This window comes from Hyphomicrobium facile, assembly GCF_900116175.1.
In the GTDB taxonomy this organism is placed as follows: domain Bacteria; phylum Pseudomonadota; class Alphaproteobacteria; order Rhizobiales; family Hyphomicrobiaceae; genus Hyphomicrobium_B; species Hyphomicrobium_B facile.
On record NZ_FPCH01000003.1, the window covers coordinates 669,771 to 692,908 of the forward strand.

Annotated in this window: 23 protein-coding genes; 13 read left to right on the forward strand and 10 right to left on the reverse strand. The window is 61.1% G+C overall.

Features of this window, described 5'->3' with window-relative positions; all coding sequences use genetic code 11:
• The first annotated feature begins 116 nt into the window (after nucleotides 1-116).
• The 7 genes from BM399_RS16220 (at nucleotide 117) to BM399_RS16250 (ending at nucleotide 5,833) form a co-directional block, all read left to right on the forward strand.
• Nucleotides 117-1,094, forward strand: a complete 978-nt coding sequence (locus BM399_RS16220) for an NAD(P)/FAD-dependent oxidoreductase (protein ID WP_092868776.1) — start codon at nucleotides 117-119, stop codon at nucleotides 1,092-1,094.
• A gap of 85 nt (nucleotides 1,095-1,179) precedes the next feature.
• The gene (gene sdhC, locus BM399_RS16225) at nucleotides 1,180-1,590 is read left to right on the forward strand and encodes a succinate dehydrogenase, cytochrome b556 subunit (protein WP_092868777.1); all 411 of its coding nucleotides are present in this window, start codon (nucleotides 1,180-1,182) and stop codon (nucleotides 1,588-1,590) included.
• Nucleotides 1,590-1,973, forward strand: coding sequence for a succinate dehydrogenase, hydrophobic membrane anchor protein (gene sdhD / locus BM399_RS16230; RefSeq protein ID WP_092868778.1), 384 nt, complete (start codon nucleotides 1,590-1,592; stop codon nucleotides 1,971-1,973). The genes sdhC and sdhD overlap by 1 nt, the downstream gene beginning before the upstream one ends.
• 5 nt (nucleotides 1,974-1,978) lie before the next feature.
• Complete coding sequence (sdhA, locus tag BM399_RS16235) at nucleotides 1,979-3,826, forward strand: succinate dehydrogenase flavoprotein subunit (RefSeq protein WP_092868779.1); 1,848 nt, start codon at nucleotides 1,979-1,981, stop codon at nucleotides 3,824-3,826.
• 84 nt (nucleotides 3,827-3,910) lie between these two features.
• Nucleotides 3,911-4,510, forward strand: coding sequence for a hypothetical protein (locus BM399_RS16240; protein ID WP_092868780.1), 600 nt, complete (start codon nucleotides 3,911-3,913; stop codon nucleotides 4,508-4,510).
• 106 nt (nucleotides 4,511-4,616) lie between these two features.
• The gene (locus BM399_RS16245; protein ID WP_092868781.1) at nucleotides 4,617-5,396 is read left to right on the forward strand and encodes a succinate dehydrogenase iron-sulfur subunit; all 780 of its coding nucleotides are present in this window, start codon (nucleotides 4,617-4,619) and stop codon (nucleotides 5,394-5,396) included.
• A 53-nt stretch (nucleotides 5,397-5,449) separates the two neighbouring features.
• A complete protein-coding gene (locus BM399_RS16250; protein ID WP_177228210.1) occupies nucleotides 5,450-5,833 on the forward strand; it encodes a VOC family protein in 384 nt (127 codons plus the stop codon).
• Between the two features lie 18 nt (nucleotides 5,834-5,851).
• Here BM399_RS16250 and BM399_RS16255 read toward each other — a convergent pair whose 3' ends face one another.
• Entirely contained in the window at nucleotides 5,852-6,883 is a 1,032-nt protein-coding gene (locus BM399_RS16255) for an MBL fold metallo-hydrolase (RefSeq protein WP_092868783.1), read from the reverse strand.
• Nucleotides 6,884-7,026: 143 nt separating this feature from the next.
• Here BM399_RS16255 and BM399_RS16260 point away from each other — a divergent pair, with 143 nt between their 5' ends.
• The 4 genes from BM399_RS16260 (at nucleotide 7,027) to BM399_RS16275 (ending at nucleotide 12,795) form a co-directional block, all read left to right on the forward strand.
• Entirely contained in the window at nucleotides 7,027-7,767 is a 741-nt protein-coding gene (locus BM399_RS16260) for a helix-turn-helix transcriptional regulator (protein ID WP_092869157.1), read from the forward strand.
• Nucleotides 7,768-7,844: 77 nt separating this feature from the next.
• Nucleotides 7,845-9,056, forward strand: a complete 1,212-nt coding sequence (locus BM399_RS16265) for an aminotransferase class I/II-fold pyridoxal phosphate-dependent enzyme (protein ID WP_092868784.1) — start codon at nucleotides 7,845-7,847, stop codon at nucleotides 9,054-9,056.
• A gap of 17 nt (nucleotides 9,057-9,073) precedes the next feature.
• Nucleotides 9,074-11,818: a DNA translocase FtsK gene (locus BM399_RS16270; protein ID WP_092868785.1), complete on the forward strand. Its 2,745-nt coding sequence runs from the start codon at nucleotides 9,074-9,076 to the stop codon at nucleotides 11,816-11,818.
• 206 nt (nucleotides 11,819-12,024) lie between these two features.
• Nucleotides 12,025-12,795: a LolA family protein gene (locus tag BM399_RS16275; protein ID WP_244531306.1), complete on the forward strand. Its 771-nt coding sequence runs from the start codon at nucleotides 12,025-12,027 to the stop codon at nucleotides 12,793-12,795.
• A 362-nt stretch (nucleotides 12,796-13,157) separates the two neighbouring features.
• Here the strand turns inward: BM399_RS16275 and BM399_RS16280 are convergent, their stop codons facing one another.
• Both BM399_RS16280 and BM399_RS16285 read right to left on the reverse strand, forming a co-directional pair.
• Nucleotides 13,158-13,682 (reverse strand): cyclic nucleotide-binding domain-containing protein, encoded by a 525-nt coding sequence (locus BM399_RS16280; protein ID WP_092868787.1) that lies wholly within the window; start codon nucleotides 13,680-13,682, stop codon nucleotides 13,158-13,160.
• A 197-nt stretch (nucleotides 13,683-13,879) separates the two neighbouring features.
• On the reverse strand, nucleotides 13,880-14,566 hold the full coding sequence (locus tag BM399_RS16285; RefSeq protein ID WP_045834737.1) for a response regulator transcription factor: 687 nt from the start codon (nucleotides 14,564-14,566) through the stop codon (nucleotides 13,880-13,882).
• A 225-nt stretch (nucleotides 14,567-14,791) separates the two neighbouring features.
• Between BM399_RS16285 and BM399_RS16290 the strand changes: the two genes are divergently transcribed.
• Nucleotides 14,792-15,256 (forward strand): L,D-transpeptidase family protein, encoded by a 465-nt coding sequence (locus BM399_RS16290; RefSeq protein WP_244531307.1) that lies wholly within the window; start codon nucleotides 14,792-14,794, stop codon nucleotides 15,254-15,256.
• A 124-nt stretch (nucleotides 15,257-15,380) separates the two neighbouring features.
• On the opposite strand, the gene BM399_RS16295 is transcribed toward BM399_RS16290, so the two are convergent.
• From BM399_RS16295 to tesB, 3 genes are all read right to left on the reverse strand, one after another.
• On the reverse strand, nucleotides 15,381-16,901 hold the full coding sequence (locus BM399_RS16295; RefSeq protein WP_092868789.1) for an ammonium transporter: 1,521 nt from the start codon (nucleotides 16,899-16,901) through the stop codon (nucleotides 15,381-15,383).
• Between the two features lie 44 nt (nucleotides 16,902-16,945).
• Entirely contained in the window at nucleotides 16,946-17,284 is a 339-nt protein-coding gene (locus BM399_RS16300) for a P-II family nitrogen regulator (RefSeq protein WP_013950212.1), read from the reverse strand.
• 230 nt (nucleotides 17,285-17,514) lie between these two features.
• A complete protein-coding gene (gene tesB / locus BM399_RS16305) occupies nucleotides 17,515-18,411 on the reverse strand; it encodes an acyl-CoA thioesterase II (RefSeq protein ID WP_092868790.1) in 897 nt (298 codons plus the stop codon).
• A 96-nt stretch (nucleotides 18,412-18,507) separates the two neighbouring features.
• Between tesB and BM399_RS16310 the strand changes: the two genes are divergently transcribed.
• Nucleotides 18,508-19,800: an FAD-dependent monooxygenase gene (locus tag BM399_RS16310; protein ID WP_244531308.1), complete on the forward strand. Its 1,293-nt coding sequence runs from the start codon at nucleotides 18,508-18,510 to the stop codon at nucleotides 19,798-19,800.
• Here BM399_RS16310 and rimM read toward each other — a convergent pair.
• The 4 genes from rimM to ffh all read right to left on the reverse strand — a co-directional run bounded on the left by rimM (nucleotide 19,797) and on the right by ffh (nucleotide 23,011).
• Complete coding sequence (rimM, locus tag BM399_RS16315; protein ID WP_244531309.1) at nucleotides 19,797-20,411, reverse strand: ribosome maturation factor RimM; 615 nt, start codon at nucleotides 20,409-20,411, stop codon at nucleotides 19,797-19,799. The two genes, BM399_RS16310 and rimM, sit on opposite strands and share 4 nt — an antisense overlap.
• A gap of 69 nt (nucleotides 20,412-20,480) precedes the next feature.
• Complete coding sequence (locus BM399_RS16320; protein WP_092868791.1) at nucleotides 20,481-20,861, reverse strand: hypothetical protein; 381 nt, start codon at nucleotides 20,859-20,861, stop codon at nucleotides 20,481-20,483.
• A gap of 134 nt (nucleotides 20,862-20,995) precedes the next feature.
• Nucleotides 20,996-21,367, reverse strand: coding sequence for a 30S ribosomal protein S16 (gene rpsP, locus BM399_RS16325; RefSeq protein WP_092868792.1), 372 nt, complete (start codon nucleotides 21,365-21,367; stop codon nucleotides 20,996-20,998).
• Between the two features lie 54 nt (nucleotides 21,368-21,421).
• A complete protein-coding gene (gene ffh, locus BM399_RS16330; RefSeq protein WP_092868793.1) occupies nucleotides 21,422-23,011 on the reverse strand; it encodes a signal recognition particle protein in 1,590 nt (529 codons plus the stop codon).
• Between the last annotated feature and the right edge of the window lie 127 nt (nucleotides 23,012-23,138).

Genomic DNA, 23,138 nt, shown 5'->3' on the forward strand with positions numbered 1-23,138 from the left:
CTCGTTTGTCCGGTTCGCTTCGATAACGATTGGGCAAGATTTCTTATACAATCTGGCTACGTTGACGCCGGGCTTGCGCCGGCGAGGCGCGCGACGAGCTTCGAAGCGAGACTTCAGTGCCAAGCAAAGTTGCCATTATGGGCGCTGGGATGGCCGGGCTGTCGTGCGCGCGTACGCTTCTGCGGGCGGCCTTTGCCGTCGATGTCTTCGAGCAAGACCGAAATATCGGCGGTCGCATCGCAACGATCCGCATCGGCAACGATACGTTCGATCACGGGGCGCAGTACCTCTCCGGGCGTTCGGAAGGATTTCAAGCATTTCTCGATGAGATTTCCGGCCTCGGCCACGCGGGTCAGTGGGCGCCGCGTGCGACGAGCAACGGGATGCGGGCGGAAGCACAAAGCCAGCCGTGGGTCGTCGGCATGCCCGGAATGTCGTCGCTTTTCCGGCCGCTCGTCGAGGGGGTGCGCGTGACGACCGGCCGGCACGTTCAGTCACTCGAGCGGCGCGATAGCGGCTGGCACCTTTGGTTCGAGGATCAAACATCGGCCGGTCCGTTCGATGCCGTCGCCGTTGCGGTGCCTGTGGCGCAAGCGCGGAAGCTTCTCGGGCGCATCGGTGAATTCGCGGCGCCGCTCGCGGACGTGCACATGACGCCCTGCTGGGCCTCGATGGTGCGGATCGAGGAGAAGGTCTTTCCGGCTCAAGACGTCTTCACGGATATGTCGGAGACCATCCGGTGGATCGCCCGTAACAATACGAAGCCCGGCCGTAACCCGGCGGGCGAAAATCTCGTCATCCATGCTTCGCCCGCCTGGAGTTCGCAGGCGGAGGATGCCGATCCCGACGATGTCGCGGCAGAGCTTTGGAGCCAGGTCAGCTACGCCTTGGATCTGCCACCCGTCAGACCGTCGCGGATGACGGCGCATCTTTGGCGTCAGGGGCTCGTCGATCGGCCGCTCGGGAAGTCGCATCTCTATTCCCCAGAGCACAGGGCCGGCGTTGCCGGTGACTGGTGCCTCGGGGCGTCCGCCGAGCATGCCTTCGAAAGCGGCGACGGGCTCGGCCGGGCGATCGTCAATTCGCTGGCTTAGTCCGACTCTCTGTGGCATTTGGCGAATTGCCGCGCTCGCTTCGAGCCGCTACACGTTTGCTCCACACGCATCAGAAGGACGTCCGATGGAGGCTACATCAGGCCGCGGCGTGCGACCCGAGCGGCCGCTTTCGCCACACCTTCAAATCTATTCTCCGCTCATCAACATGGTGATGTCGATCCTGCATCGCATCACTGGCGCGGCGCTTTACGCAGGTTCGCTGCTGCTCGCGTGGTGGTTGATCGCGGCGGCGTCCGGTCCCGACTATTACAACTATGTCTCGAGCTGGTTCGCCACCTGGGCCGGCAAGATCATTCTTCTCGGATATACGTGGGCTCTCATGAACCACATGCTGGGCGGCTTGCGTCACCTCCTTTGGGATACGGGGCACGGCTACAATCTCAAGACGATCGACATCCTCTGCTGGGGCTCGCTCGCAGCATCCTTCCTGCTGACCGCCATCATCTGGGCGTTCGTCGCTCTCGGGGGCATCTGATGAAAACGATGCGCACGCCGCTGAAGAAGGTTCGCTACCTCGGGTCGGCGAAAGAAGGCGCGGATCACTTTTGGAAGCTGCGCGTGACGTCGGTTGCCAACGTATTCCTCGGCATCTTCCTCGTTTGGCTGATCGTGTCGCTGCTCGGCGCCGATTACGCGACCGTGCGCCAGAAGCTCGGAAATCCGCTGATCGCGCTGGCGTTGCTTGGGCTCATCCTGTCCGGCACCATTCACATGCGCCTCGGCATGCAATCGATCATTGAAGACTATGTGCACGCGGAAGGGCCGAAACTTGCAGCCCTCATGCTGAATACATTCTTTGCGATTTTCATCGCGCTCGCGAGCGTGTTCGCAATTTTGAAACTGAGCTTTGGAGCCTGAGACCGATGTCGGCAGCGAATGGCAAAGCCAATGGTGCGATTGCCGCGCCTTCCCAGGTCGGCAAGGCCTATCCCGTACAGGATCATGTCTACGACGTCGTCGTTGTCGGCGCGGGCGGCGCGGGACTTCGCGCCACGCTCGGCTGTGCCGAGGCGGGACTTAAAACCGCGTGCGTGACGAAGGTTTTTCCGACCCGTTCGCACACCGTCGCGGCGCAAGGCGGCGTTGCCGCTGCGCTCGGCAACATGGGTCGCGACGACTGGCGCTGGCACATGTACGACACCGTCAAGGGCTCCGATTGGCTCGGCGACCAGGACGCGATTGAATATCTTTGCCGGAACGCTCCCGCCGCCGTTTACGAACTCGAGCATTACGGCGTTCCGTTCTCGCGCACCGAAGACGGCAAGATCTATCAGCGGCCTTTCGGCGGCATGACCACCGATTACGGCGAGGGTCCGCCCGCGCAGCGCACGTGCGCCGCCGCCGATCGCACCGGTCACGCGATGCTGCATACGCTCTACGGCCAGTCACTCCGGCAGTCGGCCGAGTTCTTCATCGAGTATTTCGCGCTCGATCTGATCATGGATCGCGACGGGGTTTGCCGGGGCATCATGGCGCTCAATCTCGACGACGGCACCGTGCATCGTTTCCGCGCGAAGAAGACCATTCTCGCGACGGGCGGATATGGACGTACGTATTTTTCGTGCACATCGGCGCATACGTGCACGGGCGACGGCAACGCGATGGTTCTGCGCGCCGGCCTGCCGCTTCAGGACATGGAATTCGTGCAATTCCATCCGACCGGAATTTACGGCGCGGGCGTGCTGATTACGGAAGGTGCGCGCGGCGAAGGCGGATATCTCACCAACTCGAAGGGCGAGCGCTTCATGGAGCGTTACGCGCCGCACGCGAAGGATCTCGCGTCGCGGGACGTCGTCTCGCGCTCGATGACGATCGAAATTCGTGAGGGCCGCGGCGTCGGTCCGGAAGCAGATCACATCTATCTGCATCTCGACCATCTCGATCCGAAAATTCTAGCCGAGCGTTTGCCGGGAATCACCGAGAACGCGAAAGTCTTTGCCGGCGTCGATCTTCGCCGTCAGCCGATCCCCGTGCTGCCGACGGTTCATTACAACATGGGCGGCATACCGACGAATTATCACGGTGAAGTCCTGACCAAGAAGGACGGCGATCCAGATCACGTGGTGCCGGGCCTGATGGCGATCGGCGAAGCGGCGTGCGTATCGGTGCATGGCGCCAACCGCTTGGGCTCGAACTCGCTGATCGATCTCGTCGTCTTCGGTCGCGCGGCCGGGCTTCGCTGCGCGGAGACGATCGAATCGGGCGCGTCGCAGCCCGATATGGCGAAAGACGCCAACGAGCCGGCGCTCGCGCGGCTCGACCGCTTCCGTTACGCCAAGGGCTCAACGCCGACGGCGGCGCTCAGGCTCCGCATGCAGAAGACCATGCAAGCGAACTGCGCGGTGTTCCGCGACGGACCGGTGCTGAAAGAGGGCGTCGAGAAGATCAATGCGGTGTGGCGCGACGCTGCCGACATTTCGGTCACGGATCGTTCGCTCGTTTGGAATTCGGACCTCGTCGAAACGCTCGAGTTCGACAACTTGATCTCGCAGGCTGCGGTGACGGTCGTCGGGGCGGAGAACCGCAAGGAGAGCCGGGGCGCACACGCGCGCGAGGACTATCCGAAGCGCGATGACGTCAACTGGATGAAGCACACGCTCACCTGGGCCGATTACGCGACGAAGACCGTCAAGATCGACGACAGGCCGGTGCATACCAAGACGATGACCAACGAGGTCAAGTACATCGAGCCGAAGGCGCGGGTTTATTAAGCGGTTCTGGATGGCGCGAGTACAAATAGCGCCGTCACGGGAAGTCGCCTATGGTGCGGCCGCTACTCAGGAGGCGCATCAGGCTTGAGCAAAGTTCCGAGGGAAGACGCCGACGAGACCGACACGCGGATGTCGCCCGATCCGTTCGCGGCGGTGCTGCCCGCGTTGGCGGCGCTCGGAGCCGTCGCGTCGATCGCGGCCATCAACTGGTCGGGAGAGGGAAAGCTTGCGACGCGCACGCGAACGAAGCGCAAGACGAGCGCCGCTGTCCGTGATCTCGAAACCTGCTGCATAGGCCTTGTAGAGATTTTCCGCCGCTTTCAGCGGCACCCCCGCGTTTTTGCGGGCGAAGGCGGCCAGGCGTCGGCACCCCTCAAATTCGGTGTGCACGGGCAGCGCATCCGGGCCGACGCGCAACGCCTTTATCTGCAACTGATGAACGACATCGCGTCGATGCTGGTTCTGGCCGCCCAGAACGCGTTTGACGTGATGACCGCCATCGAGGACGGCGATATCGACGCACCTGAAGAGATCTTTTTCGGCTTCGGCGAGCAGCAGGAACGGCTCAACGAAATCATCCAATCGCGGGTGCCGCTGCGGGTTGCCGTCGATACGGGGGCCGAGATCGCCGATCAGCTGACCGCACTCGTCCGGGAGCTCAAGAAGCACCAGAAAGCCGGTTAAGCGAAAGAACCGCGCGCGGCGGTCCCGCATGTTGACACCGGTGGCCTGTTCAAGCTTCTGTCATTGGACAGTTCATTATCTTTTGCAGACCGGACCCCGAAGTCTCATGGTTCAGCTCACGCTTCCGAAAAATTCGAAGATTTCCGAGGGCAAGACCTGGAATAAGCCGGATCATGACGGCGACTGGAAGGAGTTCCGCATCTATCGCTGGAACCCGGACGATAGCCGAAACCCGCGGATCGACACGTATCACATCGATCAGAAGCAGTGCGGGCCGATGGTGCTCGACGCGCTCATCAAGATCAAGAACGAGATCGACCCGACGCTGACGTTCCGCCGGTCCTGCCGCGAAGGAATCTGCGGCTCGTGCTCCATGAACATCGACGGCACAAATACGCTCGCTTGCCTGAAGGGCATCGAGGAGGTCAAGGGTGCAGTGAAGATCTATCCTTTGCCGCACATGAAGGTCGTGAAGGATCTGATCCCTGATCTGACGAACTTCTACGCGCAGCACGCCTCGATCGAGCCGTGGCTGAAGACGGATAGTCCGACGCCGCCGAAAGAGTGGCGCCAATCACGCGACGATCGCGAGAAGCTCGACGGTCTCTACGAGTGCATTCTTTGCGCGTGCTGCTCGGCATCGTGCCCGAGCTATTGGTGGAACTCCGATCGGTATCTGGGTCCCGCTATTCTGTTGCAGGCCTATCGCTGGGTGATCGACAGCCGCGACGAGGCGACAGGCGAACGGCTCGACAATCTCGAAGATCCGTTCCGTCTTTACCGCTGCCATACGATCATGAACTGCGCGAAGGCGTGCCCGAAAGGTTTGTCGCCTGCAAAAGCAATTGCTGAACTGAAGAAGCTGATGGTGGAACGGCGCGTCTAGAAATTCGCGCCGCTCGATCAGACAGCCAGTCGTTAGGAGCAGCCGTGCTGGACATTCTCGATCACATCGGTTTCCCGATTACCGACTACAAGCGGTCACTGAATTTCTACACCAAGGCGTTGGCGCCTTTGGGCATCGTGCTCCTCAAGGAAATGAAATTTTCGGAAGAGGATGACGACGGCTACGCGGGCTTCGGGCGCGAGCGTCCGCAATTTTGGATCGGTACCGGAACGGCGCTGAAGGGCCGGCTGCACGTCGCTTTTTCCGCGCAGAACCGGGCGGAAGTGCAAGCCTTCTACGATGCGGCGATTGCTGCGGGCGGCAAAGACAACGGACCGCCGGGGCTCAGGCCGCATTATCACGCCAACTACTACGGCGGCTTCGTCATCGACCCCGATGGGCACAACATCGAGGCCGTTACGCATCTCCCGGAGTAATCCGTCCGCTCACTCGTGCTAGAGGTTGAGCTGGTAGCTGTGCGCGAGCCAGCGGTAGCTGCCGGGCGTGATCGTCTCCACATACCCGAGCGATGGGAACGGCATATGGTAGCCGATGACCGGCAGGCGATCGGTTGCTGCCATATCGAAGATGCGCCGCCGCGTCGCCGCGCTCTGTTCCTTGTCCGTGTCGAAAACGCAGTGCCATTCCGGGTGCGCGAGCGACGCCACCTGATGGTGGGCGCAATCACCCCAGAAGAGAATTGATTTGCCGCCGCTCTCGATCATGTAGGCGAGGTGTCCGGGCGTGTGGCCGTGGGCTTCGATGGCGCGGATGCCGCTCACCACATCGTCGCCGGGCTTAATGAACGTGTACTTGTCGACGATCGGTTTCGAGTTTGCCCGGTAGACGCTGGCGAACTTTTCCATGTCGCCCGAGAACTTGCCTTCCGGGGCCCAGAAGTCGTGCTCGATCCCGGCGATCACGTATCGCGCGTTCGGGAAAAGCGGCTCGCCATTCTCAATGACGCCGCCGATGTGATCGGGGTGGCCGTGGCTCAGCAGAACGATGTCGATGTCTTCGCGCTTGAATCCGGCCGGTGCCAGCTGGGCTGCGAGCCAACCGCCGTTCGGACGCGGGACAAAGCCATTGGAGCCGTTCCCCGTGTCGATCAGGATGATTTCCTTCCCCGTGTTGATGATCGTCGGAGAAAAGCCGGGCTGATATTTCTGTTCGGGCAGAAGGTTGTCGCGCATCAGCTTACGAACGTCGGCTTCCTCGGCGTTTTGACCGATGAGGGGGAAGGGGCCGTCGATGAAGACTTCCGAATCCGAAATCGTCGTGATTTCGAAGTCGCCGAGCTTGAACCGGTAAAATTTCGGCTGCCAGCCGCCGAGCAGTGGGCCCGCGGCTTCGGCTCGTGGTGCCGTCGACAGGCTGAGGGCGGGCATCGCCGCGAGACCGAGGCCTGCTGCCAGGAGCTTGCGGCGGTCGAAGTTCAGCGCGTTGGGCTCTTTGCCCGAGATTTCATTTGCGGTTGTCTTCGACATTTCTGCGGCCCTACGGAGGTGTTAAAGCTCAGGCTAGGCTAGTCGGGCCAAGCTAGACCGGGAGAGAGGACGCGCGCTTGTACGAACCTGCTGCTGGCGCAAATGAGGGCCTCAAGCCGTTGTGGCATGTCGGGGACGGGCAGATGCTTTTCGCCGGCTGTCTGGGGCGGAACGCACTCCATAGTCACAGCGCTTCAGTGCTTCTCGCGGGGCTCTACGATGATTTTCGATTGAAGCTCGGCCGCGGCGGCTGGTTTTCCTGCCGGGCCGCGATCATCCGCGCCGGAGACGCGTACGAGTTCGATGCGGGCGGTCGTCCGTTGGCGGTTCTTTACGTTGAGCCGACCGAAACGTCAGCCGAAGGCCTCGTCGCACTCATCCAGGAGACGCGTGAAGAACAGGGCGCGCTGATCGGTCAGCAGTCGGATCTTGGTCTGCTCCGGGTGATCTACGAGGATGCGGCAAGTTCTCGATGGGTCAATGAAGCCCTCGCCGACCTTATCGAATTTTCGAAGGCCGGCACTCGCCCGACGATCGACGTTCGCGTGGCGCGGGCCATTGAAGCGATGGCCGTGAAGGAGAACCACGAGAGCGAAATGGACGTCGATCGTACACGTCCGCCGAGTGTCGCCGATGCCGCTCGAAGCTCGGGCCTTTCAATGTCGCGGTTTCAGCATCTCTTCAAACAGGAGACCGGCGTTTCCTATCGCCGCTACGCCGCCTGGGCCAGGATGCGGGCCGCCGTTTCGGAAGTCGTCGCCGGCAGCAACTTCACGACCGCCGCACATGCCGCAGGTTTTTACGATCAGCCCCACTTCGCGCACGAATTTCGCCGGATATTCGGTGCGCCCGCGTCGCGCAGCCTCGCGAATGTCAGGTCGTGAACGTTGCCGCGCTTCCCGCTTCCATCTGGCGCGCGAGCGTGCGATAGCGGCTTAGACGCAGCCTCGACTGTTCGCTGATGAGCCATCCGCTTTCCTCTCTCACATCCGGCGCGATTTCCTCGCCCTTCACGCAGCTTCGGAAGCTTCTTGCCGGCATTCCGCCTGGCCATGCGAAGCCGATCGAGCTGACGATCGGCGAACCGCGCGAGGCGATGCCGGATTTCATTGCGGCGAAGCTCGACGAGGCGACGGCGCTTTACGGGAAATATCCGCCGATCCGCGGCGCTGCGGATGCGCGGCTCGCGATTTCCGAGTGGCTTCAGAAGCGTTACGCGTTGCCCTCGGCGGTCGATCCCGAGCGGGAAGTCCTGATGCTCAGCGGCTCGCGGGAAGGACTGTTCTTCGCTTGTCTTCCGGCCGTTGGGCGCAAGGAGATCAAGGGGCGTCCCGCGATCCTGATGTGCAATCCCTATTATTCGGCCTACGTCGCCGGTGCTTTGGCGGTCGGCGCTGAGCCCGTCTATCTCAACGCGACGAAGGCGACGGGCTTCCTTCCGGATCTCGATGAGATTGCGCGCGATAAAAGCCTGCTTGCCCGAACGGCGGCACTTTTCATCAACTCGCCTGCCAATCCGCAGGGCGCGGTTGCCGATACCCGTTACATCCTGAAGGCGCTCGAACTCGCGCGCGCGCGCGACTTCATGCTGTTTCTCGATGAATGCTATTCGGAGATCTATACAGAGGCCCCGCCGACGGGCGGTCTCGAAGTCGCGATCCAAACGCCCGAGCGCTTCCGGAATCTCGTGGTTTTCAATTCGCTGTCGAAGCGTTCGAACCTTCCGGGGCTTCGATCCGGCTTTTGTGCTGGAGATGAGACCTTCCTCGAGGCCTACGGCGAAGTCCGCAACATGTGCGCTCCGACCGTGCCGCTGCCGGTACAACATGCCTCCGCCGCCATTTGGCGCGACGAGGCTCATGTTGAGACCTCTCGAGCGGCTTATCGAGACAAATTCCTTATTGCAGACAATGTGTTAGGTGACCGTTACGGCTATAAGCGCCCCGCGGGCGGCTTCTGTCTCTGGCTTGATTTGAGCCAATTCGGTGGCGGCGCTCAGGCGGCGGTAACCTTATGGCAACGTGCAGGCGTCAAAGTTATTCCCGGCAGCTTTCTGGCTCAGACGGGACGGGACGGTATCAACCCGGGCGCGGACTATGTGCGCGTCGCGATGGTGCAAGACTCTTCGACGATCCGGGAAGCGCTCGAACGCACGATTTCCGTGCTGCGTTAAAGAGTACGTTCGCCGTTATGTCGCTTGATACGCGTGGATTGGATCCTCAGCGGCTGCTTCCGCAGTCTCTGGAGGACCGGCTGTTAGGCTGGGTAGGCCGCTTTGGCGGGGCAATTTTGCTCGGCTCGACGGCGCTCATCTGGGTCAGCCTTGTGTCGTGGTCGGCGCTCGATCCGAGCCTGACCCACACGACGACCGTTGCCGCTCGCAACTTCGCGGGGCCGGTCGGTGCAATCATCTCTGATCTTCTCTTCCAGATGTTGGGTTTCGGAGCGGTCATCGCGCTCGTTGCTCCCGTCGTCTGGGGAATCGAGATGCTCAGATCCGAGCGTGTCGCCGAGGGCCGCGTGAAGCTCGGCTTTTATCCTCTTTCGATTTTGGCGCTTGCAGGGGCGATCTCTGCCCTGCCGATGATGAGCGGGTGGCCGCTCCGTCATGGCTACGGCGGGCTCCTGGGCGATGGCGTCTATCATTTGGCGCTCAAAATCTTTGCGCTGCTCAACGAGGAGCGGGCTCCGCTCGCGGCGGGCTGTGTGCTCTTGGCCGCGGCGATCCAGACGTCTGGCAAAGCGATCGGGTTCGAGCCCGAGACCGTATTCAAGTCGCTGCTGCGCTCTTTGAGTTCCGGTCTCCGCTACGCGACGAGCAAACGCCGCTGGGAAGAGGCGGCTGCAATCGCTCCGACCGTCATGGCGGGTGCCGCCCGCGTTCGAAAGGGCTGGTTCGGTCGATCCTCCGAGCCCGCGGGACCGGCTGACACCTATTCTTCGCTCGACGCCTATGCCGATGCGCCGACGCGGACGCTCGATCTCAATCCGGAACGCACCGCGCGTCCGCGCCGGGATACCGATGCCGACGTCCATTCCGATGTGTCGCTCGATCTTTCGCCTCGCGACGAGATGCATGGTGCCGGGCATGACTTCGACCGGCCTGGCATCACTTCCGGAGCTAATGCGGCGGATGTTCCGCGCGATCATTCCGCGGACGATATCCTCAACCGCGAGTTCGATTTCGACGACAGCATCGACAATTCCAGCCGCGAAATCGCAGCGCGCTTTGCGCCCGCTTCCGCAGGCCGGGACTACGACAGGTCTCCGGTGAGGCCGTCCGACCGGGCGCCTGCGGTCATGCCGCCGCCTATTCCGGCAGCGACGGCTGTTCCTCAGCCGCAACAGCCTGCTTCACCGGCAAAGCCAGCTGCAACTCAGAGCAATGGGCTTCTCGCAGGTATGGCGCGGGCGCGCGTGCAGCCACAATGGAAACGCCCTTCGCTCAATATGCTGAAGCGGCCTAGCGCTCAGAAGCCGCGTCCTGAGCTGTCGCAAACGGTCATGCGCGGAAACGCGCGACTGCTCGAGGACGTGCTCGCGGACTTCGGCATCAAAGGCGAAATCAAGGATATCCGTCCCGGTCCGGTCGTGACGCTTTACGAACTCGAGCCGTCGCGCGGCACGAAGTCTTCGCGCGTCATCGGACTTGCGGAAGACATCGCTCGCTCGATGAGTGTCGCGAGCGTTCGCGCCGCCGTCGTTCCCGGCCGCAATGCCATCGGTCTCGAATTGCCGAACACGCGGCGCGAAACCGTGCTTTTACGCGAAATTCTCGAAGCCGATGCATTCAAGGCGGAAAGCGCAGGCTTGCCGCTCGGGCTCGGTAAATCGATCAGCGGCGATCCGGTCGTCGCCGACCTTGCGCGCATGCCCCACCTCTTGGTCGCGGGTACGACGGGGTCCGGCAAATCCGTCGGCATCAATTCGATGGTGCTGTCGCTTCTCTATCGTCATTCGCCCGATGATTGCCGCATGCTGATGATCGACCCGAAGATGCTCGAGCTTTCGGTCTACAACGGCATTCCGCATTTGCTGACGCCTGTCATCACCGATCCGCATAAAGCCGTCGCCGCGCTCAATTGGGCCGTGCGCGAAATGGAAGAGCGCTACAAGCGCATGGCCGGGCTTTCGGTGCGCAATATCGACGTCTTCAACAATCGCGTGCGCAACGCGAAGAAGCGCGGCGAGATGCTATCGCGCACGGTTCAAACGGGATTCGACAAGTCAGGCCAGGCGCGGTTCGAGACGCAGAAAATGGATCTCGAGCCATTGCCGCGCATCGTCATCATCGTCGATGAGTTCGCGGACCTGATGATCGTCGCGGGCCGCGAGGTCGAAGCTTCGGTGCAGCGTCTTGCGCAGATGGCACGCGCCGCCGGTATCCATCTCATCATGGCGACGCAGCGGCCTTCGGTCGATATCATCACCGGAACGATCAAGGCGAACTTCCCGACGCGCATTTCGTTCAAGGTCACATCGAAGATCGACAGCCGCACCATTCTCAACGAGCAGGGCGCAGAGCAGCTGCTCGGCCAGGGCGACATGCTCTACTCGACAGGGGCAGGGCAGCTGGTGCGTGTGCACGGCGCATTCGTCACCGACGAAGAAGTCGTGGCGTTTGCAGAGGCGCTGAGACAAGAGGGATCACCGAAATACGTCGAGGGCATCACAGATGCGCCGCCGCCGTCGGACGTTGCGGGCGGGGTTCGGGAAGCGAGCGACGACGACCTCTACGATCGCGCCGTCGCCATCGTGCTTCGGGACGGCAAGGCGTCGACGAGCTATGTGCAACGCCGGCTTTCGATCGGTTACAATCGGGCCGCGGATTTGATCGAGCGCATGGAACGCGAAGGGCTTATTTCTGCGGCTAACTCCGTCGGAAAGCGCGAAATTCTCGTTCCGCGCGGTGGCGGTACCGACGCTGCGGCGTGACATCGAAAACACGCGGCGCCGCAACTGAGGATAATCGCCGCGTCAATCCTATCGCGGCTTGCGTGTGACACGTCATTCGCCGTAGGCAACGAATGCATTGGCGTTTCCGCCTAGTTCTGGACGCAATCTTTGCCGAAACCGTAATCTGCGTACAGAGCCCCGCAATGGGGGCTTCGGGGCTTTGGGGGGCCACGATGGGACGATTCATGAGCGAAATTCTGCGCGTAGGCGCCTTGTCGGTGGGCTTTGCCCTCGCATCGATCGGAGCTGCCACGGCGCAGGATCCGGACGGGCCGACGAATACGATCGTCAATCCGCCGGCCAACGCAGCCAAGCCCGCAGATGCAGCCAATAGTGCCAAGCCCGCCGTCAAGGGTTGGACGGGAGAGGTTTCACCGGCGAATAGCCCTGACGGCATCACGCTCGATGCGAATCAGACGAAGCTCGTTGAGCAGGTCAGCGGGTATTTCCAGTCGATCGAGAACTTGAAGGGCCAGTTCGTTCAGACGGACGCCGAGAACAAGCGGATGAAGGGGAAGTTCTTCGTCAAGCGACCGGGTCGCTTCCGGTTCGATTACGCGCTGCCGTCGAAACAAGTCATCGTTTCGGACGGCGAGAACCTTGCCATTCAAGATCTCGATTTGAACAACGAAGATCGGGTGTCACTCGATCAAACGCCTTTCCGGCTGTTGCTGCGTAAAGACGTCAATCTCATTCGCGATGCGCGCATCATCGAAGTGCAGCAGGCCGACGACCTCATTGTCCTCTCGCTGGAAGACAAAGATCCCAATTCTCCGGGCAAGATAAAGCTGTATCTCGCAACCAAGCCGGCGTTGGAATTGAAGGAATGGGTGACAACCGATCCGCAAGGCCAAGCCACCCGAATCGAGTTATCGCAGCTTGTCAAAAGCGATGAACTCGATGGGAATTTATTTAAAATTCAACCGCTTGGGCCCAAAAAGTCGACCCCATTCTGAGTTTTCCGAAGCAAATCAGGTTGTTGCGCTTTTGACGCGACGCAATACCCAACCTGTGGATAAACTCAAGTTTGTCTTCACATTTTCGTGATGTGCCCGCGCAGGCACTATTGAATTCTTTCTGCTTGCGCTTAAGTCCAGTCATGCAGGTGGCGTCACCCTGTATTCGGTAGTGCCCCCCGTCTAGCCGAAGACGCTGCCTCTGGTACCGGCTTCCCTCCCGGTGCCGAGCGCGACAAGCGCATAGCGCCCAGTTCCTCCCCCCGGGACTGGGCGCACTCTTTTTCAGCCCCTTTTTTGCCAAGATTTGGACAAGGTCTTCCGCGCCCCAACGCTGGGTCAGCGTGAGGTGCTGTCAGGCGTCAGCCTGGGTGCGCTTCAATGGGGAGATTAGGGCGAACCTGAGGTAGCTGTGGGGCGACGGTTGCACGCTCCAAGATCGTATCAACAGCTTTCATGTCGTGCGCCAATAGTTTCAGTCGAGTGGTGATGCACGAGGAGAAGTGCCGGGCGAGCTCGGTGTCCTCCTCCATCAGCTCGTGCATTTTCTGCCGCGTGAGGCGCAATGCTTTCACTTGGCTCTGCGCAATCACCGTCGTCGTGTGCACGAGTTCGATGAACATCGCCAATTCCGCGATCATCACTCCTTCGGGGAGAGTTTCGCCGCGCGATTTTTGCGGAACGTCGCGATGATCGTTGATGCGGACGCTGGTGCCCGAGACGATGACGATTGCCGCGTCGCTCGGGTCATCCTCGGCGATGATGGCATCGCCAGGCCGATAGATGATGCGTTCCGCGCGCCGAACGATCTCGGTCAATTGCAATGGCGTTAGACCTTGGAAAAGCGGTAACGCCAAAAGCGGTTTGACGAGGGCGTCGATAGCCATCGTTCTCGAACTCCATGCAGACAGGACAGATTGAACGCGCCAGCGACGTGGCTTGGCCGCATGCGAGGGAAATTTAAAACATGACTCGCCAGTCCCTGAAACAATCGCCGCGCGAAACGGCGAAGGGGCCTGTGGATGCATCCGATTAGCAACGGATACGCAGTCGTTGTGCTTCCCGAAGGGTTAATGCAACTCGCCTAAGGCGCAAGCTTGTAGCCACCACTCTCGGTAATCAGCAGCTCGGCGTTGGAAGGATCTTTCTCGATTTTCTGACGCAACCGATAGATGTGCGTTTCGAGAGTGTGCGTGGTGACGCCGGCGTTGTAGCCCCAGACTTCGTGCAGCAGGACGTCTCGCGAAACGACCTTGTCGCCGGAGCGATAGAGATACTTCAGGATCGATGTCTCTTTTTCCGTCAGGCGGATCTTGCTGCCGGTCTGATCGATCAGAAGTTTCGATGCGGGTTTGAAGGTGTAACTGCCGATCGCGAAGACAGCGTCCTCGCTCTGCTCATGCTGGCGGAGCTGAGCGCGAATGCGCGCGAGGAGCACCGCGAACTTGAACGGCTTCAGAACGTAATCATTGGCGCCGGCATCGAGCCCCAAGATCTGGTCGGCATCCGATGTATTGCCGGTCAACATCACGATCGGCGTTTTAAATCCCGATTTGCGAAGCAACTTCACGGCCTCGCGGCCGTCCATGTCCGGCAGGCCGACGTCGAAAACAACGAGATCGAAACGGCCTGTCTTTGCCGCTTCTATTCCTTTGCTCGCGGTGGCGGCTTCTGACACCTCGAATTCATCGTGTAGGACGAGTTGATCTTTCAACGACGTACGCAGATCTTCATCGTCGTCGACGAGGAGGACCTTTCGGGCCGTGCTCATGGACGTGGCTCCAGTTTCTTGGCTTGCTTTTAGCGTGGAACACTAGCATCGCGTGCGGGGGCAACATAGGGTCTCGAAGCAAACAGGCAAGGGGAATGGCTGGTTCCTTGAATGGCGGCATTGAAGACCCGTGGACGGCGCGTGCGCAACGCCTCTCAGAGCGGCCCAAAACCAGAGGCAAAGCTCTTCGTTAGGGCGTTGTCTCGGGCCTCGCGGCGAGGCCGCTTGCAATTCGGCCAGTTCAACGTGCCCTGCGCATTGGGGCTCGGTGGCATCAAGGTATTGAAGCGCGAGGGGGATGGCGCAACACCGACGGGGCGGTTTGCGGTGCGCTATGCGCTCTATCGGCCGGATGCGCTGCGGCCGCGTACGGCGCTCCCTGTTTACGCCATTCATCCGAATGACGGATGGTGCGACAGTCCCTTCGACCGGAATTACAATCGCCCGGTCAAGCTGCCCTATCCCGCAAGTGCGGAGCGTCTTTGGCGCTCCGACCGGCTCTACGATGTCGTGGTGGTGCTCGGCTATAACGATGCGCCGCGCATGCGCAATCGCGGCAGCGCCATTTTCATGCATATCGCGAGGGATGGTTTCAAGCCGACGGAAGGTTGCATCGCGCTGCGGGCCAAGGATCTCCGGCGGCTCTTATCGGTGCTGCCGCGCGGATGCGAAGTCATCGTTTCAATTTGAAGACATAAAAAAAGGGCCCGATGCTCGAAGCGCCGGGCCCAAGGTTGAGCACGTCTAGGTGGAGACGCGTGCTCGGGAGGAGAGATCCCCGCGGCCCCTTTCAAGGCCACGGGAAATGCGTGAATCAGTAGTGGTAGGCGCTCTCGCCGTGATCGACGAGATCGAGACCTTCGCGCTCTTTCTCTTCCGACGGGCGGAGACCGATGACGATATCGACCAGCTTGAAGAGAACGGCGGAGCCGATGCCGCTCCAGAGAAGGGTCAGTCCAACCATCTTGGCCTGAGCGGTTACCTGAGCGACCATGTCGTAGGTGCCTGCCGCCATTTCGCCGGGCTTCGAGAGGTAGTCGGCGATGCCGGCTCCGCCCCACTCGGGATTGACGAGAAGGCCCGTGCCGATTGCGCCGACGATGCCGCCGATGCAGTGGACGCCGAAGACATCCAAGCTGTCGTCGTAACCGAGCGCTCCCTTAACTGCCGAGCAGAAGAAGAAGCAGATCGGGCTGACGACGAGGCCGAGGATGATCGAGCCCATGACGCCGGAGAAGCCGCAAGCCGGTGTGATCGCCACGAGACCGGCGACGACGCCCGACGCCATGCCGAGTGCCGACGGCTTGCCCTTCGCGATCCACTCAATGAGCGTCCACGAGAGGCCCGCTGCGCAGGTCGCGATGAACGTGTTGATGAACGGAACGCCCGCAAACTGGTTGATTTCGAGGTTCGAACCAACGTTGAAGCCGAACCAGCCGACCCACAGAAGAGCGGCGCCGATCATCGTCATCACCAGCGAGTGCGGAGGCATGGGTTCTTTACCGTAGCCGATGCGCTTGCCGAGGATCAGACAGCCGACGAGTGCGGCGATGCCGGAGTTGATGTGAACGACGGTGCCGCCAGCGAAGTCGAGTGCGCCCCACTGGAAGCCGATGCCTGCGTCCTTCAGCACGGCGTCGAGAGCTGCTTGTGCCTGGACTTTTGCGTCGCCCGTCGCGGCGGCAACGGCCTTTGCGGCGTTACCGAACGTATCCGGGCCGCCCCAGTACCAGACCATATGCGCGATCGGGAAATAGATGAACGTTACCCAGAGCGCCATGAACACGAGCATCGCCGAAAATTTCAGACGCTCGGCAACGGCACCCAGGATAAGGCAGGGTGTGATACACGCGAACGTCATCTGGAAGATGATGTAGGTGTATTCAGGAATGTAGACGCCGTTCGAGAAGGTGGCGGCGAGCGAGTTCGAATCGACGCCCTTCAAGAACGCTTTGGAGAAACCGCCAACGAAGTCGTTGAGGTTGCCGCCGTTGGTAAAGGCCATGGAGTAGCCGTAGAGCACCCAAAGAATCGCGACGAGGCAGAGCGTTGCGAACACCTGCATCATCATCGAGAGCATGTTCTTCGAACGGACCAATCCGCCGTAGAACAATGCGAGGCCCGGCACCGTCATCAGAAGAACGAGGACTGATGCGACGTACATAAAGGCGGAATCGCCCTTATTCGGCACCGGGGGCGCCGCTGCGGCCGCGGCGGGAGCCGCAGGGGCAGCGGTCGTCGCTGCGTCCTGGGCCAACGCCGGGTCGATAATAAGCGCAATGGCGCCGAGGGCCCCCAAGACCCCTGCGCACCGCGCTACAGTTCGAAACTCCATGTGTGTGCTCCCTGATTGACGTCTAAAAAGCGAAATCCTGGGCTTTAGAGCGCGTCGTCGTCCGATTCACCGGTCCGTATGCGGACCGTGTGCTCGATCGGCGAAACGAAGATTTTGCCGTCGCCGATCTGACCGGTTTTCGCAGCGCGCTGGATCGCAGCGAGCGCCTTGTCCACCTGTGCGCCCGGCACGACGACTTCGATCTTGATCTTGGGAAGAAAGCTCACCGCGTACTCGGCGCCGCGGTAGATTTCCGTGTGGCCCTTCTGGCGGCCGTAGCCTTTGACTTCAGTAACGGTCATGCCCTGCAGACCGAGATCGGTCAGCGCCGAGCGAACCTCCTCGAGCTTGAATGGCTTGATAACCGCGGTAATGAGCTTCATAGGGCCCCCTTTTCTCGTTGAACCGGCCGTGACCGGGTGATCGACAAAACAGTCTCATCCCCACGCCGGGAAGCAGACTTCGCGACGTAGGGAGTCAAGACGCGTGCCAGTTTCGCAGCGCTTACTCAAGGTGTTGATTAGACAACGGAAAGTTTGTCAGCCCGCAGATCCGGCGCGCGTTCAGCACACATAGTAAGCACAGAAATTGTGCATTTTGGGCCGATTGAACGCTATTTGGGCAGGAATGCGGTTTCTCTGGGGCGCATCAATCCTTCCTGGACTGCAGACGCAACCAGCTGCCCCTGGCGGTTGAATATCGCGCCCCGGCAATAGGCGCGTGCACCCGAGGCGCTGGGGCTGTCCTGGACGTAGAGCAGCCAGTCGTCGGCGCGGAACGGCCGGTGGAACCACATCGCGTGGTCGAGGCTCGCTAATTGGATGTCGCTGTCGAACAGCAGCTTGCCGTGGGCGACCAGGGCCGTGTCGAGCAGGGTGAAGTCCGACGCGTAGGCGAGGACCGCCTGGTGGATGTAGGCATTGCCATTCAGGGGGCCGTTGGTCTTGAGCCAGATCGATTGCGTCGCGGGCCTCGGCTCACGGCTGGCGTAGCGAGAGGCATCTACAATGCGAACGTCGATCGGGCGGTCGCGGCTGAGGTAGGAACGCATGCTTTCTGGCAGATCGGCATTGCCGGCGCGCAGGAGATCCTGGCTGCTGGGGAGAGCCTCGGGCGCGGGAACGTCGGGCATTTTCGACTGATGCTCGAAACCCGCCTCCGGCTTGTGGAACGAGGCGCTCATCGAGAAAATGGCACGTCCGTGCTGGATGGCGCGCACCCGGCGGGTCGTGAAACTGCCGCCGTCGCGGATACGTTCAACGTCGTAGACGATTTCGCGCTCGGGATCGCCGGCGAGCAGGAAGTAGCCATGCAACGAGTGGATCGGGCGGCTCTCGTCAACCGTCGATGCGGCTGCAACTACTGCTTGGCCAAGAACCAAGCCGCCGTAAACGCGTTGCCAGCCTTCGCTCGCCTTCGGGCCGCGGAACAGGTTGTCTTCAAGCGGTTCCAGGGTCAGCGTCTCAAGGAGCTTGTCCAGGGCCGAATGCGACGAAGGCGATGCTGTCATGATGGACTTTCGCAAGGAAGTTGTAGTGAGATGAAGACGTCGACGGTCTGGCCGACGCATTGAAGGCCGGCGCGAAGATATCTAGGCTGTCACGGCGTGCGCGAAAAGCAAGTTGCTGTCGCGGCACAGAGCGGTCCGGTGGTGCAGTCGGTGGTGCGTGTTTTGAAATTTGATGTGGCGATTGCGGGCGGCAGCTTCGCGGGCTTGGCCGTTGCGCGAGGTCTCGCTCAGGCCCTTGGGCCGGATATCAAAATTGGCGTCATCGAGCGCGCCGATCTCGCGACGACGTCCGCCGGTTCCGACAGCCGGGCGTTTGCGATCTGGGCCGGGACAAAGAAAATCCTCGAAGGGCTCGGCGTCTGGGATGCGGTGAGCAGCGACGCTCAGGTCGTCACGTCGATCGAGATTTCGGATTCGAATATCGACGATGCCTTCAGGCCGTCGCGCGTCACTTACGACGCGCACACGAAGGACGGGTCGCCCGCCGCCTACATCGTACCGGCAACGTCGCTTCAGGCGGCGCTCTACAAGTCGGTCGCCAACGATTCATCCATCAGCTGGATCGCTCCGGCGGACGTCGATGGGATGTTGCTCGGAGAATATTCGAGCGAACTTACGCTTCGCGACGGAAGAGTGATCAGCGCTCAACTCACTATTGCCGCCGACGGAAGAAATTCAAAGCTCAGAGACGACGCCGGCATCAAGACGATCGGCTGGGCCTATCCGCAAACCGGCATCGTGGCGCGCGTGAAATTCGAAGAGCCGCATGGTGGCGTCGCGATCCAGCACTTCTTGCCGGGCGGTCCATTCGCGATCCTGCCGCTGCCGAACAATCGCGCCTGCATCACGTGGAGCGCGGACAAAGATGAAGCAGCGCGGATGACGGCTCTCGATGACGATGATTTTCTCGCTGAGCTCGATCGGCGCATCGGAGGCCGTTTCGGCGCGATTGCGCTCGACGGGCCCCGCCAGTCCTGGCCGCTCGATGTTCGCATTGCGCGGCGGCTCATCGCGCCGCGGTTCGCGCTCGTCGGCGACGCGGCGCACGGCGTGCATCCCATCGCCGGACAAGGCGTCAATCTCGCTCTCAGAGACGCGGCTGCGATGATTGAAGTTTTGGCGGATGCCGGACGTCTCGGGATCGATTTCGGCAACGGCACGCATCTCGAGCGTTACCAGCGCTGGCGCCGTTTCGATTCCACGATGTCCGCTACGCTTTACGACAGCCTCAATCGCGCCTTCGCCGTCGACAACATGGTGCTCAGAGCAGGCCGTGGTGCTGCGCTGGGAGTTCTCGACCGTCTGCCGAGCCTCAAGGATTTCATTATCGCCGAGGCGGCGGGCGTTACCGGAGATTTGCCGAAGCTTGCGAGAGGCTGCCCAGTCTAGGAGCGATCATCTTCGCCCGATACTTCCGCGCCTTCGGATTGTTCCTCAGATTCCTCGTCATCGCTTCCCGTCAATTCGGGGCGATTGATGACTATGGTGCCGGCTGCAAGGTCGACTGCCGGTACCCATCTGTCCTCGAACGGAATGAACTCCGTCTCGGTGCCGTCGCCGGGTTTCAGCTCGAGTAAATCTCCCGCGCCGAAATTCTGTACGGAGACGATCTTTCCGAGTGCGCTGCCGTCGCTTGCCACTGCGCGAAGACCGATGAGATCGGCGTAATAGTATTCCGCGCTTGCCGGTTCCGGCAATTTATCGCGGCTTATGTAAAGTTTGGTCCCTCGCAATGGCTCGGCTGCATTACGATCCTCAATTCCACTAATTCGCGCAACGATGCCTTTGCTCGTCACGCGCACGACGCGGAGCGTGAAACTTCGCTGTCCCGTCGCGTCGGCCAGCGGCCCGTAGGAGGCGATGGCTTCGGGGGCTCCGGTGTAAGCGCGGACCAGGACGTCGCCGCGGATGCCATGAGCGCCGGAGATTTCGCCGACGAGAATTCGGTTCGTGGTCTTGTTGTTCGGCAATTGAGGTTCCAGCCAAGTCTCGGGTTGCAAGTGGCGTTATATTTTCAATCGCGCAAAGCCGCAGTTTTTATTTTCGAAGTTTTATTGTTGCAGGGCGCGCTACTGGCTCGGCAAGGGGCCGAGATAGGTAATCTGGATATCGATCTGTTTGCCGCCGACGAGGACTGTCGCGTTCTGAGATAATGCATACGGATCGATCTCGCCGGTTATCTGAACGGCATAGCTCGGCTTGGGGTGCGCGGGGTGCCGCGCCGATCGATAGCGCAGCGGAATTTTGTAAGTGCCACGCAGGAAAGTCCTCGCAGTTGCGTGCTTCGGGTGTGAATCCAGCTCGCCCATATAGACCCTGCCTTGCGGATCCGCGCCGAACAGCCGGCCATTGCGGCGTATCAAAATGAATCGCTCAAATGCATGTGCCTGTTTGCGCTCGCGCGCACTCGTGATCTCGTACAGGCCATCTGCGGCCTTACGCTCTATCATTGCGGTCCACTCCCACACACCCAGAGGTGGTGCTCCAAAATTCGGGCCAGTGAGAGCTGCAACGAAAAAACCTCCCGAGTTGCACTCGAGAGGTTTTTTGGAAACACGAAATGCCTTGCGGCTCAGCTCGCGGTTCAGGCGGTCTCGCCCTGCGCGGCTTCGGCAGCCTTGGCGGCTTTCTCTGCAGCTGCAGCGGCGCGCTCCTGCGCCTTCTTCTTCGGCTTCGCCTTCTCGGGATTGACCGAGGCGGTGCGCTTGGCAAGGCCGGTAGCGTCGAGCAGGCGGAGAACGCGATCGGTCGGCTGCGCGCCAACGCTCAGCCAATGCTTTACGCGCTCTTCAACGAGCTTGATCCGGTTCGGATCGTCCTTCTTGAGCATCGGATCGAAGGTGCCGATCTGCTCGATGTAACGGCCGTCGCGCGGGCTCGTGTGGTGGGCAACGACCACGTAGTAGTAGGGACGCTTCTTGGCGCCACCGCGCGACAAGCGAATTTTCACCGACATAGTACTGTTCTCCTGTTCAAATCGAATGTGTTCTTGAAGTGGTTGTTTGAGACGTCATCTTTTCTTTCCGGGAAGCCCGGGGAACTTCGGCATTCCGCCGCCGAGGCCTGGAAGGCCTTTCGGTAGTGCGCCACCAAGGCCCGGAAGGCCACGGCCGAAACCGGGAGGAAGGCTTGGCGTGGATCCGCCGCCACCAGCGAGGCCCTTGGCGACCTGCTCCTTGAGTTCGGCGGGAAGCTGTTCCAGCGCCTTCGGGTCGAGCTTTGCGAGATCGGCCTGCATCGCCTGCATCTCGGCTTCCGAAGGCCCACCACCAGTGCGCCCGAGGAATTTGTTCAGCATGCCGCCGTTGCGGCCCATGGTTTTCATCATGTCCGCCATCTGGCGGTGCATCTTGAGAAGCTTGTTGAGTTCTTCGACCTTGGTGCCCGAGCCCGCCGCGATGCGGCGCTTGCGCTTGGCGTCTAGAATTTTCGGATTGCGCCGTTCCTTCGGCGTCATCGACGAAATGATCGCCCGTTGATGAACGAGGCTTTTGTCGAGACCGGCTTCGTTGATCTGGCCTTTGATCTTGGCGACGCCCGGCAACATGCCGAGCACGCCGCCCATGCCGCCGAGCTTCTGCATCTGCTGCAACTGATCGGAAAGGTCTTCGAGGTCGAACGACCCCTTCTTCATCTTCTCGGCGATCTTCGTCGCTTTTTCGACGTCGATCGTTTGAGCGGCTTTTTCGACGAGCGAGACGACGTCGCCCATGCCGAGAATGCGCGAGGCGATGCGGCCCGGATGGAAATCTTCGAGCGCGTCCCATTTCTCGCCGACGCCGATCAGCTTGATGGGCTTACCGGTTACAGCGCGCATCGAGAGCGCGGCGCCGCCGCGGCCGTCACCGTCGGCGCGGGTCAGGACGATGCCTGTCACGCCGATATGGCCATCGAAGGCTTTCGCGGTGTTGACGGCGTCCTGGCCGGTCAGCGAGTCAGCGACGAGAAGAACTTCGTGCGGGTGGATCGCGGCTTTGACGTCGCGAACCTCATCCATCAGCTCTTCGTCGACGGTGACGCGGCCGGCGGTATCGTAAATGATGACATCGAAACCGCCGAGCTTGGCTGCGTCTTCGGCGCGGCGGGCGATCTGAAGCGGATTTTGACCCGCGATTATCGGGAGCGTCGCGACGCCTGTCTGCTCACCGAGGACGCGGAGCTGTTCCTGTGCTGCCGGTCGCCGCGTGTCGAGCGACGCCATCAGCACTTTCTTGCGATCGCGGTTCGTGAGGCGGTAGGCGATCTTGGCGGTCGTCGTCGTCTTGCCCGAGCCCTGCAAGCCGACCATCAGGATGCCAACGGGCGGGGCCGCATGGAGGTCAATCGGCTGCGCATCGGAGCCCAGCATCGCCACGAGCTCGTCGTTGACGATCTTGACGACCATCTGGCCGGGCGTGACGGAGCGGAGGACTTCGGCGCCGACGGCCTTGGCTTTGACCTTCTCGGTGAAATCCTTGACGACATCGAGCGCGACGTCGGCTTCGAGAAGGGCGCGGCGAACTTCGCGCATGGCCTCGACGACGTCGCCTTCGGTCAGCGCGCCGCGTCGGGTCAGCTTATCAAGGACGCCTGAGAGGCGTTCTGTCAGCGATTGAAACATTCGGCCTTGCAAACCCGTTCTTGCTAACTCGTTTCGGTCGTCATCCCCGCGCAGGCGGGGATCCGCCCAAGCCTGAAGCCTGGATGGATCCCGGCCTCGCCGGGATGACGTTAGATGTGGGAACGTC